Origin of the sequence: Corynebacterium sp. MSK204, assembly GCF_030229885.1 — a bacterium.
In the GTDB taxonomy this organism is placed as follows: Bacteria; Actinomycetota; Actinomycetes; order Mycobacteriales; family Mycobacteriaceae; genus Corynebacterium.
Window position 1 is genome coordinate 137,272 of record NZ_JASPGQ010000004.1, and the last position, 15,155, is coordinate 152,426.

Consider the following 15,155-nt stretch of genomic DNA (forward strand, 5'->3'; position numbering starts at 1 on the left):
GAAACTATCTCAGGGCCGGATTCTTTTTTATAGGTGGGGAAGCGCAGGCTTAAACGATATTTTGTAGGAATCGTTAGTGTTCTCAGTCGATACAACGTCATGGTGTGTGCTTGCGGTCTGTGCGCCCTTTCGCTGCTTTGGTAGACATAGCTGGGCCAAATCGCGGGTAGCAGCTGGGATCGACTACCCTAGGCTAACGTGAGCGAGCAGAAGAATACTGAAGTAAATGATGTCCCTGAGCAGCTGCGCATCCGCCGCGAAAAGCGCGACCGCCTGCTGGAATCCGGCGTAGAGGCCTACCCGGTATCCGTCGAGCGCACCACCTCCCTAAAGGATCTGCGCCATGATTTCCGCGTAGTGGCCGAGGGTGAGGAGCCGGGCAATGAAGAGGGCGTGACCTATTTGGCCGCTGGTGAGGAAACCGAGGTCACCCACGCTATCGCTGGCCGCCTTATCTTCATGCGCAATACCGGCAAGCTGTGCTTTGCCACCTTGCAGGACGGCGATGGCACCCAAATGCAGGCCATGCTTTCGCAGGCCAAGGTGGGCAAGGAGCGCCTCGATGCCTGGAAGTCCGATGTGGACTTGGGCGACTTCATCTCCGTTAGCGGCCACGTGGTTGCGTCCCGCCGTGGCGAGCTGTCCATCATGGCTGAGGAATGGACCATGGCGGCTAAGTCCCTGCGCCCGCTGCCGGTGTCCTTCGCGGAAATGGCTGAAGATACCCGCGTGCGCCAGCGCTATAACGACCTCATTATCCGCGAAGAGGCCCGCAAGAACGCCATGGTGCGCGTGAAGGTCATGCGCGCGCTGCGCAATTACCTGGAAGGCCAGGACTTTGTAGAGATCGAAACCCCGATGCTGCAGACCCTGCACGGTGGTGCGGCCGCTCGCCCGTTTATCACCCACTCCAATGCGCTCGATATTGACCTCTACCTGCGCATTGCCCCGGAGCTGTACTTGAAGCGCGCCGTCGTCGGTGGCATCGACCGCGTCTTTGAAATCAACCGCAACTTCCGCAACGAGGGCGTGGACCGCTCCCACTCGCCGGAGTTCGCCATGCTAGAGACCTACGCCGCCTGGGGCGATTACAACGATTGCGCCCGCATGACCCGCGAATCCATCCAGTCCGTGGCCCGCGAGGTCTTTGGTTCCACTACCGTCACGCTTGCTGACGGCACCGATTTCGACTTCGGCGGCGAGCAATGGCCCGAAATCGAGATGTATCCTTCCCTGAACGAGGCCTTGCAGCGCAAGTTCCCCGGCCAGCCGGAGGTCACCATCGATACCGACGTGGAGACCTTGAAGGGCATTGCCAAGGTCATCGGCCTCGACGTGCCGCAGGGCGAGGGCTGGGGCCACGGCAAGCTGGTGGAGGAAATCTGGGAGGTCCTGTGCGAGGACCAACTGGAAGGCCCCATTTTTGTGAAGAACTTCCCGGTGGAGACCTCCCCGCTAACCCGCCAGCACCGTTCCGAACCCGGCGTGACCGAAAAGTGGGACCTCTACGTGCGCGGCTTCGAGCTGGCCACCGGCTACTCGGAGCTTGTCGATCCCGTTGTCCAGCGCGAGCGCTTCGAGGATCAGGCCCGCCTTGCCGCCGGCGGCGATGAGGAAGCCATGGTCTTGGACGAGGACTTCCTCGCCGCGATGGAACAGGGCATGCCGCCCACGGCCGGTACCGGTATGGGCATGGACCGCCTGCTCATGGCCCTGACCGGCCTCGGTATCCGCGAGACCGTGCTCTTCCCACTGGTAAAGCCGGAACAGAAGTAGTCCATACCCGGCGCTCCCACTCGGTGCCCACCTGCGCGGGCACCGTTAGCGCAACGACACCGGCTGCAGCCTTCCTTTGGCTGCAGCCTTTTTGTTTGCCCATTGCACCCGCCGCGTGTGCCTCGCAGCCCGAGTCGCACGCCTACTTCTGCCTACTTCTATCGACTTCACAAAAGTGCAACCTCCTCGGTGATATCTGAGCGGAAAATGCTACATTTCAGGGCCGAGTTTGCTCAGTTATCACCGAGGACCTATTGCATCAGACGTTGTGCATCGGAGGTCGCACTTTGCTGGAGGAACAGAAGTAGCCCGCAACGCTGCTGCAATCACCGAATCCGCCGACTTCACTGGGGTCGGCGGATTTTGTTTTCGCAATCGCAGGCAGCGGCGCCGGTAGGGCTTGCAAACTCATGTGATGGTGCACATACTGTGCGAAACTGAATATATGAAAAGAATCGTATCTCTCCTATCCGTCCCCTTATTAGCAGTCGGCCTCGCGTCGTGCTCTTCGCCCGACGATGACGCGGAGAACCAGGCCTTTAGTTCGCCCACAACGCAGGCATCCTCGGAAGAAACCTCCGCTCCTGAGTCAACGGAAGAGACAACCACAACGACTAAGCAGACGGAGGAGGAGAAAGATTCTCACGGTCTTAAACAGCGCGATGCCAAAGACTTTCTCGCGACCGGTCCCGCATACGAGCAGATGAACTCCTGGGGAGTAAAAAGCCCCGATGGAAAGGTTCAGTGTTCCTTGAATGAGCAATCTGAAGGCCCGTGGTGCTCCGTACAATTCTCCGACCCACCAATTCTGCCGGACCCGGAAATCCCGCAATGGGAGGCCAATATGGTTAGCTACAAGAAAGGCGCAGGGTTCTTTCCTGCGGCTGTAGTCGAGCCGGGCGATCTTGTTCCAGCACAACCTCTCAAGGCCGGCGAAGAGGTAGAAATCAGTGGCGTGACCTTTTCGGCCCCACATGAGGATGAATTTACGGTCACCGTCAAAGGTCATCACTTCACTCTTAAAGATAACGGTCAGTTCTCCGCCGATACCTATCCATTAGAACCGGATTCCAACGGCTATGCGGCGCCAGGCACCATCTGTGGACAGATGGACACTCAATGGGGCCTTAAGAATGTCTATGCGCAGGTAGATGGCACCAACTGTCCCAAGGCAATGGAAGTGGTGGATTACTATGTGCACTATGAGTTCAAGCCTAAAGAGGTCAATACGCGTGGCATCCTGAATATCGGCGAGTGGGAATGCAGCTTTGCTGCACCGAAATTCCTCGATGACACTGAGCCAAGCAACAGATTGCCCAATTGTCAGGACCGGAGCGGGATTAGCCGCGTCGTGCTGCTCGACGCGTAACCTCGATTAGCCTGCCAGGGGCCCAGCGGAGGTATCGCCGCGCAGGCGCTTGATGATGTTTTCTGCAGAAATCAGGCACATAGGCACGCCGACGCCCGGCACGGTGGTCGCACCAGCGTAGTAGAGGCCGGCCACCTTGCGCGAGGCATTGCGCCCGCGGAAGAATGCAGATTGAAATAGCGTATGCGCTGGCCCCAAAGCTCCACCTGACCAGGAGTGATAGCGCTCGGCAAAATCGGCTGGTCCGAGACTGCGTGTGATGGTGAGTCGCTCGCGGAGGTCAGGAATATCGGCGGTGCGGGAAAGCTGGTCGAGGGCGGCATCGGCAATAGCAGCAACGCGCGGGGAAGCCTCGGAGTGGTAGGCATCGCCGTGCCCGTAGGCTTCTGCAGCGGGTACGGGGATGAGGAAGAACAGGTTTTCGTGGTCTTCCGGTGCGACATTCGCGTCGGTGGCAGAAACCTTCGAAACGTAGATGGACTCAGAGGCGCCGAGGGGACGTTCTGGGTCCGGTGCGGAAAAGACCGCGCGGAAATCGGGGTCCCAGTCCTGGCTGAACAAAAAGGTATGGTGAGCTAGCTGCGGGAGCTTGCCCTGCACACCGGCAAGTACCACCACGGTGCCCAGCCCCGGATTGCGGCGGGCCCAGTAGCGCTCCGGATAGGTGCGCAGTTTCCGGGGAAGCAGCTGATTTTCGGTATGGTGCAAATCCGCGGCGGAGACCACAATATCGGCATCGATATGCCCGGTTGTCGTGCGGACGCCGGTGGCACGTGTGGAAGACCCGCTGGCGGTGGTGATGGCGGTGACCTCTTCGCCCAAGCGGAATGTGGTGCCGAATTTTTCTGCTTGGCGGTAAATGGCCTGCACCACTGCGTGGAATCCGCCGAGGGGGTAGCACACGCCTTCCACCAGGTCGGTATGGCTTAAAAGGGAATACAGTGCTGGGGCCGCGGCGGGCTCGGAAGAGAGAAAAACCGCTGGGTAGCTCAGAATCTGGCGCAGGCGCGTATCCGAAAATTGCCCGTTGACGTGCTTTTGCAAGCTGGTAGTCAGCAGCGCTGCAATCCGCGCTAGCCGATGCCGAATATCTGCATGCACCAGGTTCAACGGCGCCGAAAATGTGGTGTACAAAAAGTGATCGAACGCTACGTGGTAGGCGTCGCTGGCATCTGCTAAATAAGTGCGCACCTGGCTGCCGGCACCTGGTTCAATCGATTCGAAGAGGTGGGCCACGTTATCGGTCCCGGAGTGAATATCCACGGGGGTAGGGCGCGAGCCGGTGCCAGGAGCGGATTCGGCGGGGCCGCCGGTATAGACGCGGTAATCGGGTGAGAGTCCCACCAGATCCAGTTCCTTTTCTGTCGAGGTACCGCAGAGGGAAAAGAAGTGGTCGAAGGCATCCGGCATGAGGTACCAGGACGGTCCGGTATCCCAGCGGAACCCCGCCTCCGTATAGCTGCCTGCGCGTCCGCCTACCTCGTCTAAGGAATCTACGACGGTAACTTCATAGCCCTCTTTTCCGAGGAGGGCAGCGGTGGCAAGGCCGGCGATGCCGGCCCCGATGACGACAGCGTGCATGATGTTCTCCTTAGTATTCAGTCTTCGGCGGGGTTCTTCATCTACGTGCGGGTTCATCTACGTGCGGTGCGCTCTCGCACCGCACGCACCGCACGCACCGCGCGGGCGGCCAGCCACGCCTTGGTGCGATTCGGCACGGATATGCGGGTGGTTTTTAACTCCGCGGCGGGGGTAGCGGCGAGCTGGTTGGTGAGCTCGGCAAAGATATCGGCGGCCGCGCGCACGCCAACGCGGGCGGATAGCGGCAAGAGGTGTATAGCTTTTTCGGCGGCGGCGAGCTCGCGGCGGATTTCGGCGATGAGGGCGGACTTGGCGGCCTCGGAAAGCTCGCCACCAGCGGCCTGCGGGAAATAGGCCCGGCCCAGGACCGAGGAGTCCTCGCCCAGATCCCGCAGGAAGTTAATCTTTTGAAACGCGGAACCCAAGTAGCGCGCACCGCGGTCCATCGTGGCGCGATCGGCGGCGGAGACGGTCTCTTCCGCCAAGAAGACCTGCACGCACAATAAGCCGATGACCTCGGCGGAGCCGTAGATATACTCGGCGAGCTCGGAAGCGGAATACTCCCGATGGGTGAGATCTGCGCGCATGGAATCGAAAAAAGCCACGAGATGATCGCGCTGGAAGCCGCAGCGCCTGGCGGTAATGGCATAGGAATGCACGATGGGATCGGTGTGCAGCCTTTTCTCCGGCGCCGCCAAGATAGCGGCCTCGTAGGTATCGAGCGCGGCGGCGGCATCGATGCGGGCTTGATGTGCGGTGCCATCGACAAGCTCGTCTGCGATGCGCACCACGGCATAAAGGTGGCGGATGTCTTCGCGCACCCGCCCGCGCAACAGGCGCGTGGCCAGGGAAAAACTGGTGGAATACTGCCCCATAACCCGCGCGGCCGCGCGCGAGGCCGCCTGGTCATAGCGAGTCAACATACTTGCAAAAGTAGCACGCGCCCAAAGCGCCCTAGCGGTTGGTGGCCCGCGGCTGGCCCTCGGCAAAACCGGCTGCCGATTGCACGCCCACGGTGGCGCGCTCGTGGAAGCTAGCCAGCGAATCGGCCCCGGCGTAGGTGCAGGATGAGCGCACGCCGGAGATGATGCGGTCTACCAAATACTCCACGCCGCCGTGCTCCGGATCGAGGTAGATGCGCGAGGTGGAAATGCCTTCCTCAAACATCTCCCGACGGGCGCGCTCGAAGGCTTCGGTGGCGGAATTGCGCCCGCGCACCGCCCGGCGCGAGGCCATGCCGAACGATTCCTTATAGAACGAGCCATCAGCGTCCTTGTGCAGGTCACCGGGGGATTCAAAGGTGCCGGCGAACCAGGAACCAATCATCACATTGGACGCGCCCGCAGCCAGTGCTAGGGCCACGTCGCGGGGATCGCGCACGCCGCCATCGGCCCACACGTGCGCGCCGACCTCGCGGGCCGCGGACGCGCACTCCAGCACGGCGGAAAATTGCGGGCGGCCCACGCCGGTTTGCATGCGGGTGGTGCACATCGCGCCGGGGCCCACGCCGACCTTGATAATATCCGCGCCCGCCGCGGCCAGCTCGCGCACGCCGGCGGCCGTGACCACGTTACCGGCGGCAATCGGCAGTCCCAGATCCAGGGCCTTGACTTTGCGCAGCGCCGCCAGCATGCTGTCTTGATGCCCGTGGGCGGTATCGATGACGAGGACGTCAGCGCCGGCATCGGCAAGCGCCCGCGCCCTGTCCTCAACGTCGCCATTAATGCCCACCGCAGCACCGATGTGCAGGCGCCCCTGCTTGTCGATGCCCGGCTTATACATCGTCGCCCGCAGCGCACCCTTGCGCGTCAAAATGCCCGCCAGCGTGCCATCCGGATTGACCACTGGGGCGAGCTTGCGCGAGGTTGCGCGCAGGCGGGTAAAGGCCTCCTGCGGGTCGATGCCCACAGGCAAAGTGACCAAATCAGTGGTCATGAGCTCGCCCACGGCGGTGAAATTATCCTGCCCGCGCAGATCCTTTGGCGTGATGATGCCTACCGGCAGCGCGCCGTCGACCACGATGGCCGCGCCGTGGGCGCGCTTGTGCAAAAGGTTGCTGGCATAGCCCACCGTATGGTGCGGCTTGATGGTGATAGGGGTGTCATAGACCAGGTCGGCGGCCTTTACCGAGGCGATCGTCTCCGCCGCGGCCTCCAGGCTGAGGTCCTGCGGCAGGATGGCCATGCCGCCGCGCCGGGCGATGGTTTCTGCCATGCGGCGGCCGGCCACAGCGGTCATATTCGCCACGATGAGCGGGATGGTATTGCCCGTGCCATCGGCCGCGGTGAGGTCGACCGCCTGCCGCGAGCCAACATCTGAGTGGTTCGGCACCATAAATACATCCGAGTAGGTCAGCTCGTAGGGCGGGCGGGAATCATTGAGGAAATGCACTGTGAGATTGCCTAACGTGAATCGAGGGTGCAGGAAAAGACATCTAAATCATACGCCCCAAGTTTTGCAGGTTTAGCCAAGTCAGTATCCTGATTTGGTGTCTCAGAATCCCGCTCCGAAAATCTCCGCAGAGGTCATAGTCAACCTCACCATCTTGGTGCTCTCCGCGATGGTGATGATTTTGAATGAAACCGCCCTTTCGGTGGCGCTGCCCACCATCATGGCGGATTTCTCCATCCCGGCGACCTCCGCGCAGTGGCTGCTGACCGGCTTCTTGCTCACCATGGGTGTGGTCATTCCCACCACCGGGTTCCTGATGGATAAATTCACCACCCGGCAGATTTTTGGCGCCTCCACCGGCGTTTTCCTCACGGGCACGGTGCTGGCGGCCCTCGCCCCGGCCTTTGGGTTGCTGCTTGCCGGCCGCGTGCTGCAGGCCGCCGGTACCGCCCTGATGATTCCTACCCTTATGACCGTGGCCATGACGCTCGTTCCACCGCAACGCCGCGGCACCGTCATGGGCATTATCACCGTGGTCATCTCCGTGGCGCCGGCCCTGGGCCCCACCGTCGGCGGGTTCATTTTGAGCATGGCGACCTGGCACGTCATCTTCTGGACCATGGTCCCGCTCATCGCCGCCATTTGCATCGCCGGCTACTTCCGCCTGGTCAATGTGGGCGAGCGCAGGGATACCCCGCTCGATATTCCGTCGGTATTCTTATCCGCCCTGGCCTTCGGCGGGCTCATTTATGGCCTATCGTCCATCGAGAAGATGGTGGAGGGTGGTTCGCTTGCCGATGCCCTCGTGCTCCTCCTCGGCGTCCTCACCCTCATTACCTTTACCGTGCGCCAACTCCGGCTGGCTAAGGTAAACCGCGCGCTTTTGGACCTGCGCCCGTTTAAGGTCCGCAATTTCACCCTCGCGGTCATCGCCATGCTGCTCATGTTCGCCCTGCTGCTGGGCACGGTGAATATCCTGCCCATTTATCTACAGACCTCGCTGGCGGTATCCTCGCTGGTCACCGGCCTCGTGGTGATGCCCGGCGGCCTTTTGCAGGGCGGGATTTCCCCGATTGTGGGACGGATTTATGACGCCCTTGGGCCTCGGCCGCTGTTGATTCCCGGCGCAGTCATGTTTTCTACCGGCATCTGGCTGATGACCCTGCTGACAGAAAATAGCGAGGTGTGGATGGTCATTGGCATGCATATCCTGTTCGCCGTGGGCATCGCGCTCATGATGACCCCGCTGATGACGGTCTCGCTGTCCTCGCTTCCCGATGACCTCTACTCCCACGGCTCTGCCATTCTAAATACGCTGCAGCAGCTCGCCGGCGCGGCGGGTACCGCCTTCCTCGTGGCCTTTTTGACCAGCGGTACCAAATCCGGCCTGGCCGAGGGCATGAGCGAGGCCGCCGCCACCGCCCAAGGCGCGCACTGGGCCTTCCTTTTCGCCGGCGTGCTCTCGGTTTTCGTGCTCGTGCTAGCGCCGCTGCTCAAGCGCGTGCCCGCCGAAGACTAGTCCCCGTGCCGGGAAGCTGCACGTCGCCCGACGCGCCGACGGAGTGGCCTCCGCGCGGGCGTTCCGGGCCATCCCGCCGCCGGTTATCTTGCGGCGCCTACTGCGCACACAGCGGCAGCTTTAGCCGCGCGGCTTCGGCATCGTCGCCCCACACCATGAAGATGGATTGGGTGCCTTCCACGGCCATAACGTAGGTCTGCGGATCCGTTGAGGCCTCGTAGCTTTGGATGGTGCACCTATCGTTAGACAGCTCTACTGGGTCAGCGTCTGGGAGGACGGCATCGCGTTCTTCCACGCTGGGGTAGTAGGCGGCGGTGTAGTCGAAACCGTCTCCCGAGCAGGTGATCTTCGCTTCTTGACCATCCTCTGGGGCGCGGGAGGAACATTCCGCGCCGAGCGCGCCGTCTTGGCCGCTGCGCGAGCCAATCAGGCTCGGATACGCATCCGCTAGGTTCTTTTCCTTGTCATCCCAGCTGGGGTAGGACAGGAAATACCACAACGCTCCCGCCGCAGCCACTGCGATGACGGCCAAAACAGAAATGAGCGCGATGAGCCCGCCTTTGCCCTTCTTCTTTGGCGGGGCCGCATTCATCGGTGGTACCGGCTGTTGCTGGTATTGCTGTTGATACTGGGGGCCCGCCTGGTTCTGCGGCGGGAACTGCTGCTGCGGTTGCGGTGGGAACTGTTGTTGCGGCTGGGACTCGGGCTCTTCGGCCTGCACCGGCGGGAACTGCGAAGTATCGAGATCGCGCTCGGGGCGCAGCGCTGCCACCACCTCTTTGGCGCTCGAATAATCCTTCTCTGGAGTGAAGGAAGGGCACGTGGCGGCAACGAGTTTTTGGAAGGCGTGGACGGCATCGGCGCCGGTTATGTTCTCCCCATCGTTCTCGGCGGAGGAATCCGCCGATTCCTCCGCCGTGCTGGCACCACCTGGACCCGCGGCGGCAAGGACGGCGACCTTATTATCCTCATCCACAAATACGCGACCGGCCTTGAGCCCATGGACGGCGAAATCCGCATGGTTGCGGCTGATCAGGAAATCCACGGCGCCTGCCACGGGGGTGAGGATTTCTTGGGTGTGGGGCTTGGTGGGGGCATCGGCAAGCGCGGGCAAGGCTGTGCCCTTACAGCCCTTGCGGACCAAAAATTCCTGGCCATCCGCGGTGGTGCCAGAGCCCACTAGGGCGGCGAGCGCGGGGTGGTGCAGGCCGTGCAGGGCGGTAGAGGCCTTGACGATGCCCTCTACCCCCGCCGCGAAGATCTCCACCGTAAATTCCTCGTGCGTGGAGCCATCCTCCACGGCAAAAAGGGTGGAAGTGGGGCCCTCATCCAGCACTGCCTTTTCATGCAGGTTGTGCTGGGAGGCAAAGAATTCGGGAAGGTGCGGCACGGCTATTTTATTCCTTTGTATCTACGAGACGGCAGGGAGAATGAAGAAGATTCTAGGCTAAATAAGGCCTGTTCGCTACCGGCGTACACCTATGTGAGCTGCGAGTATGGGCGGTTTGGGGCGTTTATAGGGCGATGGGGGCCAAAAAGGGGAAATCCTTTGGGGCGTGCGGCGTTACAGTGGGTACCACATTAGAAGCGAAAGTTTAGGGGAGTCATGTTCGAGAGGTTTACAGACCGTGCTCGTCGCGTCATCGTTTTGGCGCAAGAAGAAGCACGCATGCTTAACCACAACTACATCGGAACCGAGCACATCCTGCTCGGCCTTATCCACGAGGGAGAAGGTGTAGCTGCCAAGGCTCTAGAGTCCATGGGCATTTCCTTGGAGGACGTGCGCCGTGAGGTAGAGGAGATCATCGGCCAGGGTAGCCAGCCGCACACCGGCCACATTCCTTTTACCCCGCGCGCTAAGAAGGTCCTCGAGCTGTCCTTGCGCGAGGGCCTGCAGATGGGTCACAAGTACATCGGCACGGAGTTCCTCCTGCTCGGACTTATCCGTGAGGGCGACGGCGTTGCCGCACAGGTGCTGACGAAGCTCGGCGCTGATCTGCCGCGCGTGCGCCAGCAGGTTATCCAGCTGCTGTCCGGCTACGAGGGCGGCCAGCAAGAAGGCGGCGGTGACTCGAACCAGGCCCCAGGCCCCATCGGCGCGGGCGCAGGTGCCGGTGCCGGTGGGCGCGGTGGTTCCGGCGGCTCGGGCGAGCGCTCCAACTCGCTCGTGCTAGACCAGTTCGGCCGCAACCTCACCCAAGCAGCCAAGGACGGCAAGCTAGACCCCGTCGTGGGCCGCGAGTCCGAGGTTGAGCGCATCATGCAGGTGCTCTCGCGCCGCACCAAGAACAACCCAGTGCTCATCGGTGAGCCCGGCGTTGGTAAGACCGCCGTGGTAGAAGGCCTGGCGCTGGACATCGTCAACGGCAAGGTCCCAGAAACGCTCAAGGACAAGCAGCTGTACTCGCTTGACCTGGGCTCTTTGGTTGCCGGTTCCCGCTACCGCGGTGACTTTGAGGAACGCCTGAAGAAGGTTCTTAAGGAAATTAACCAGCGCGGCGACATCATCTTGTTCATCGATGAGATCCACACCCTCGTCGGTGCCGGTGCTGCCGAAGGTGCCATCGACGCCGCTTCGCTGCTAAAACCCAAGCTGGCCCGCGGCGAGCTGCAGACAATCGGTGCTACCACCCTGGATGAGTACCGCAAGCACATCGAAAAGGATGCCGCGCTGGAGCGTCGTTTCCAGCCGGTGCAGGTCGATGAACCTTCGCTGGATGATACTTTCCTCATCCTGAAGGGCCTGCGCGATAAGTACGAGGCGCACCACCGCGTGTCCTACACCGATGAGGCGCTGCACGCCGCCGCGCAGCTGGCGGACCGCTACATCAATGACCGCTTCTTGCCGGATAAGGCCGTCGACCTCCTCGATGAGGCCGGTGCCCGCATGCGCATCAAGCGCATGACCGCCCCGAAGGGCCTGCGCGAGGTCGATGACCGCATTGCCGAGGTTCGCCGAGAAAAGGAAGCGGCTATCGATGCCCAGGACTTCGAAAAGGCCGCCGGCTTGCGCGATGACGAGCGCAAGCTGGGTGAGGAGCGCTCCGAGAAGGAAAAGCAGTGGCGCTCCGGTGACCTGGAGGAAATCGCCGAGGTGGGCGAGGACCAAATCGCTGAGGTCCTGGCGCACTGGACCGGCATCCCCGTGCTGAAGCTGACGGAGAAGGAATCTTCCCGCCTGCTCAACATGGAAGAAGAGCTGCACAAGCGCATCATTGGCCAGGACGAGGCGGTCAAGTCCGTCTCCCGCGCCATCCGCCGCACCCGTGCAGGCCTCAAGGATCCACGCCGTCCTTCCGGTTCCTTCATCTTCGCCGGCCCGTCCGGTGTGGGTAAGACCGAACTGTCGAAGTCGCTGGCTAACTTCCTCTTCGGTTCGGATGATGACCTCATCCAGATCGATATGGGCGAGTTCCACGACCGCTTCACCGCCTCCCGCCTCTTCGGTGCCCCTCCGGGATACGTTGGCTACGAAGAGGGCGGCCAGTTGACCGAGAAGGTTCGCCGCAAGCCGTTCTCCGTGGTGCTTTTTGATGAGATCGAAAAGGCCCACAAGGAGATCTACAACACCTTGCTGCAGGTGCTGGAAGATGGCCGGCTTACCGATGGCCAGGGCCGCGTCGTCGACTTCAAGAACACCGTCCTCATCTTCACCTCGAACCTGGGTACCCAGGACATCTCGAAGCCGGTGGGCTTGGGCTTTACCGGCGCCAGCGAGAACGATTCGGACGCTCAGTACGAGCGCATGAAGGCGAAGGTCAACGACGAGCTGAAGAAGCACTTCCGCCCCGAGTTCCTGAACCGTATCGATGACGTCGTGGTCTTCCACCAGCTCACCCGCGAGCAGATCGTGCAGATGGTTAACCTGCTCATTGACCGCGTGGGCACCCAGCTGGAGGAGCGCGATATGGGCATCGAGCTCACCGATAAGGCCCAGAACCTCCTGGCCCAGCGCGGCTTCGACCCGGTTCTTGGTGCCCGCCCGTTGCGCCGCACCATCCAGCGCGATATCGAGGACCAGCTCTCGGAGAAGATCCTCTTCGGCGAGATTGGCGCCGGCGAGATCATCTCAGTCGACGTCGAAGGCTGGGACGGCGAGTCCAAGGACGACTCCGGCGCTACCTTCACCTTCACCCCGCGCCCGAAGCCGCTGCCGGATGACATCGATGAGCCCTCGCTTGCCGATGCCTCCGTGCGCGACAACAACCCCTCCGAAGACGCCGCCGACGGTTCCGATTCGGATTCCGATTCCGACGGTGACAACGGCGACGGCAACGGCGGCCCAGAGGGCGACGATCCGAAGGATGGTGGCCCAAAGGACGGCGGTTCCGGTTCTGACAATGACGGCATCGACACCAACGGCGAGCCAGACGTCATTTCCCCGGACGTGCCTTCGGAAAAGCCGGGCCTCGGCAACTCCGACGACGATGGCAAGAACCCGCCGCCAGCAGGCGCTGGCCAGCCGATGTAACTAATCGGCTTGCCCCGCCCCGGCTCGGGCTCGGCTCGTCCCGCCGCGCTCTAGCCCGGCCCGTGCCCGCCAACTCCGCGCCTACCGGCCGCGCGCGACGCCACATAACCACCCACGGTTCCACCGCGAACCCTGGGTGGTTTTCGTATGCGCCCAGCCATGGTCAATTTGCTCACCAGCCGGGGCGGGGGAATATCTCTTTCCGGCGGTATGGCGGTACAGCGGCCCGCTGGTTCTGCGGCGCAGCGTGGTGCACGGGGGTATTGCTAGAATGACCGGTTATGGGACTTCAATATCGTTCGCGCAAGAAGACCGGCAAGAATAGCTGGATTAATATTTCCGGATCCGGTGCCTCTATGTCCACGAAGATTGGGCCGGTGACCTTTAACTCCCGCGGCGGCATGTGGGTAAACCTCCCGGGCGGGCTGAACTTCCGCGGACGCTGGCGTTAGCGAGCCGCTGCGTTTTAACGCTGACAGGCCCGGCGGCCAGTTAGTCCGGCAGGTGGAAGAGGCCGGCGGTGTTTTGCTCGGCGAGGCCATCGTCAAGCAGCGAAGCCAACGCGCGGGAACGCTGCGCGGCATCGGGCCAAACCACGTCGATAGCGGACTGCGGCACCGGGTGATCGGCGGTGCGCAGCACGTCTAGGATTCTGCCGCGCACCTGTCTGTCGGTCCCGGCAAATTTTTGCACGCGCTTTTTGGCGCGCGTTTGTTCCGCGGCGGAAGGCTCGGGGCACCCGGCGAGCTGCCAGGCACACGTCGGGCGCAGGGGGCAGCGCTTACAATCGGGATTTTTCGCAGTACACACCAGCGCGCCGAGCTCCATGAGCGCGGCAGAAAACCGCGGCCCGTTGCGCTCGGGCAACAGCGCTGCCACCGCAGCGAGCTCGCGCTTGGAGGGCGGCGGGGCGAGGAAATTGCCGTCCTCGGCGCGGGCATAGACGCGGCGCACGTTGGTATCGACCACCGGCACGTTCTGGCCAAAGTGAAAGCACGCCACGGCGCGGGCGGTGTAGTCGCCAATTCCAGGCAGCACCAGCAGCTCATCCACGTCTGACGGAACCTCGTCCATTACCCCCGCGCACTCCCAGAGCCGCAGCGCGCGCCGCGGGTAGCCGAGCTTGCCCCAGGCGCGCAGCACCTCGGCGCGGGAGGCTTGGGCGAAGTCCGCGGGGGTGGGCCAGCGCCGCATCCACTCCTCCCACACGGGGGCGACGCGGGCTACGGGGGTCTGCTGGCTCATGACCTCGGAAAGCAGCACTCCCCAGGCGGAGGTGCCGGGGCGCCGCCAGGGCAAATCGCGTTCATTGGCGTCAAACCAGGAAAGAAGTGCGTGCGTATCCATCTCGCAGGACAGTCTAGGGCATTAAAATATACTTCATGCCATTAAGTAACGTTGCCCACGAGCCGCAGGCCGTCTGGGAGGCCCTCCAAGCCGGAAACCAGCGCGTCATCGACGGCACCATCATGGATCTCAACAAGATTTATGAGCGCGACGGGCTCACCAAGGGCCAGGATCCCCGCGTGGTGGTCCTGGCTTGCTCGGATTCCCGCGCGCCCATCGAGCACATCTTCAATATCGGCTTTGGCGATGCCTTCGTCATCCGCACCGCCGGCCACATCCTCGACGCCTCCGTGCTGGCTTCCTTGGATTATGCGCTCGACCACCTGCACCCCAACCTGCTGGTGGTCCTGGGCCACCAGTCCTGCGGTGCGGTGGCGGCCGCGGTGGATTTTGTCCGCGGCGGCGAGCTGCCCATCGGCCTGCAGCGCCCCATCATCGAGAAAGTCGCGACGTCCGCCTGGACTGCGGGCCCTGACGCTACGCTTGCCGATGTCGAGCGCCAACACACCCTCCAAACCGTCACCCAGGTCGTGGCCAGCATTCCCAACGTGCGCAAGCAGCTTGACGATGGCTCCTTCGGCATCGTCGGCGCCCGCTACCTTCTCGAGGATTCGCGCGTGGAGCCGTTGCACTCTTACGGCGTTGAGTTGACACGCGGAGCCCGCTTAGCGGATCCTGGCGCGTCTACCACTTAAAATTGA

The 15,155-nt window shown here is 62.3% G+C and carries 11 protein-coding genes; 6 read left to right on the top strand and 5 right to left on the bottom strand.

The window, feature by feature from the left end:
* Positions 1-198 precede the first annotated feature (198 nt).
* A complete protein-coding gene (gene lysS, locus QP908_RS04105) occupies positions 199-1,776 on the top strand; it encodes a lysine--tRNA ligase (protein WP_284771723.1) in 1,578 nt (525 codons plus the stop codon).
* 445 nt (positions 1,777-2,221) lie between these two features.
* Entirely contained in the window at positions 2,222-3,145 is a 924-nt protein-coding gene (locus QP908_RS04110; protein ID WP_284771724.1) for a hypothetical protein, read from the top strand.
* A 6-nt stretch (positions 3,146-3,151) separates the two neighbouring features.
* On the opposite strand, the gene crtI is transcribed toward QP908_RS04110, so the two are convergent.
* The 3 genes from crtI to QP908_RS04125 are packed head-to-tail and all read right to left on the bottom strand — an operon-like array spanning position 3,152 to position 7,117.
* Positions 3,152-4,726: a phytoene desaturase family protein gene (gene crtI, locus QP908_RS04115; protein WP_284771725.1), complete on the bottom strand. Its 1,575-nt coding sequence runs from the start codon at positions 4,724-4,726 to the stop codon at positions 3,152-3,154.
* 53 nt (positions 4,727-4,779) lie between these two features.
* Positions 4,780-5,649, bottom strand: coding sequence for a phytoene/squalene synthase family protein (locus QP908_RS04120; protein WP_284771726.1), 870 nt, complete (start codon positions 5,647-5,649; stop codon positions 4,780-4,782).
* 31 nt (positions 5,650-5,680) lie between these two features.
* Positions 5,681-7,117 (bottom strand): GuaB1 family IMP dehydrogenase-related protein, encoded by a 1,437-nt coding sequence (locus tag QP908_RS04125; protein ID WP_284771727.1) that lies wholly within the window; start codon positions 7,115-7,117, stop codon positions 5,681-5,683.
* 97 nt (positions 7,118-7,214) lie between these two features.
* Here QP908_RS04125 and QP908_RS04130 point away from each other — a divergent pair, with 97 nt between their 5' ends.
* A complete protein-coding gene (locus QP908_RS04130; protein ID WP_284771728.1) occupies positions 7,215-8,636 on the top strand; it encodes an MDR family MFS transporter in 1,422 nt (473 codons plus the stop codon).
* 97 nt (positions 8,637-8,733) lie between these two features.
* On the opposite strand, the gene QP908_RS04135 is transcribed toward QP908_RS04130, so the two are convergent.
* A complete protein-coding gene (locus tag QP908_RS04135; RefSeq protein ID WP_284771729.1) occupies positions 8,734-10,026 on the bottom strand; it encodes a serine/threonine protein kinase in 1,293 nt (430 codons plus the stop codon).
* A 216-nt stretch (positions 10,027-10,242) separates the two neighbouring features.
* Here QP908_RS04135 and QP908_RS04140 point away from each other — a divergent pair, with 216 nt between their 5' ends.
* Both QP908_RS04140 and QP908_RS04145 read left to right on the top strand, forming a co-directional pair.
* A complete protein-coding gene (locus tag QP908_RS04140; RefSeq protein ID WP_284771730.1) occupies positions 10,243-13,107 on the top strand; it encodes an ATP-dependent Clp protease ATP-binding subunit in 2,865 nt (954 codons plus the stop codon).
* Between the two features lie 281 nt (positions 13,108-13,388).
* Complete coding sequence (locus tag QP908_RS04145; RefSeq protein ID WP_081443674.1) at positions 13,389-13,559, top strand: DUF4236 domain-containing protein; 171 nt, start codon at positions 13,389-13,391, stop codon at positions 13,557-13,559.
* Positions 13,560-13,599: 40 nt separating this feature from the next.
* Here QP908_RS04145 and QP908_RS04150 read toward each other — a convergent pair whose 3' ends face one another.
* Positions 13,600-14,454 carry an HhH-GPD family protein gene (locus tag QP908_RS04150; protein WP_284771731.1) on the bottom strand — a complete coding sequence of 285 codons (855 nt, stop codon included), beginning with the start codon at positions 14,452-14,454 and terminating at the stop codon, positions 13,600-13,602.
* 35 nt (positions 14,455-14,489) lie between these two features.
* Here QP908_RS04150 and QP908_RS04155 point away from each other — a divergent pair, with 35 nt between their 5' ends.
* A complete protein-coding gene (locus QP908_RS04155) occupies positions 14,490-15,149 on the top strand; it encodes a carbonic anhydrase (RefSeq protein ID WP_284771732.1) in 660 nt (219 codons plus the stop codon).
* The last annotated feature ends 6 nt before the right edge of the window (positions 15,150-15,155 follow it).

What these genes read in the sequence shown, in the direction of transcription:
- QP908_RS04110 (WP_284771724.1), top strand. Translation starts at nt 2,222, where the DNA reads ATGAAAAGAATCGTATCTCTCCTATCCGTCCCCTTATTAGCAGTCGGC.
- crtI (WP_284771725.1), bottom strand. Translation starts at nt 4,726, where the DNA reads ATGCACGCTGTCGTCATCGGGGCCGGCATCGCCGGCCTTGCCACCGCT.
- QP908_RS04120 (WP_284771726.1), bottom strand. Translation starts at nt 5,649, where the DNA reads ATGTTGACTCGCTATGACCAGGCGGCCTCGCGCGCGGCCGCGCGGGTT.
- QP908_RS04140 (WP_284771730.1), top strand. Translation starts at nt 10,243, where the DNA reads ATGTTCGAGAGGTTTACAGACCGTGCTCGTCGCGTCATCGTTTTGGCG.
- QP908_RS04145 (WP_081443674.1), top strand. Translation starts at nt 13,389, where the DNA reads ATGGGACTTCAATATCGTTCGCGCAAGAAGACCGGCAAGAATAGCTGG.
- QP908_RS04150 (WP_284771731.1), bottom strand. Translation starts at nt 14,454, where the DNA reads ATGGATACGCACGCACTTCTTTCCTGGTTTGACGCCAATGAACGCGAT.
- QP908_RS04155 (WP_284771732.1), top strand. Translation starts at nt 14,490, where the DNA reads ATGCCATTAAGTAACGTTGCCCACGAGCCGCAGGCCGTCTGGGAGGCC.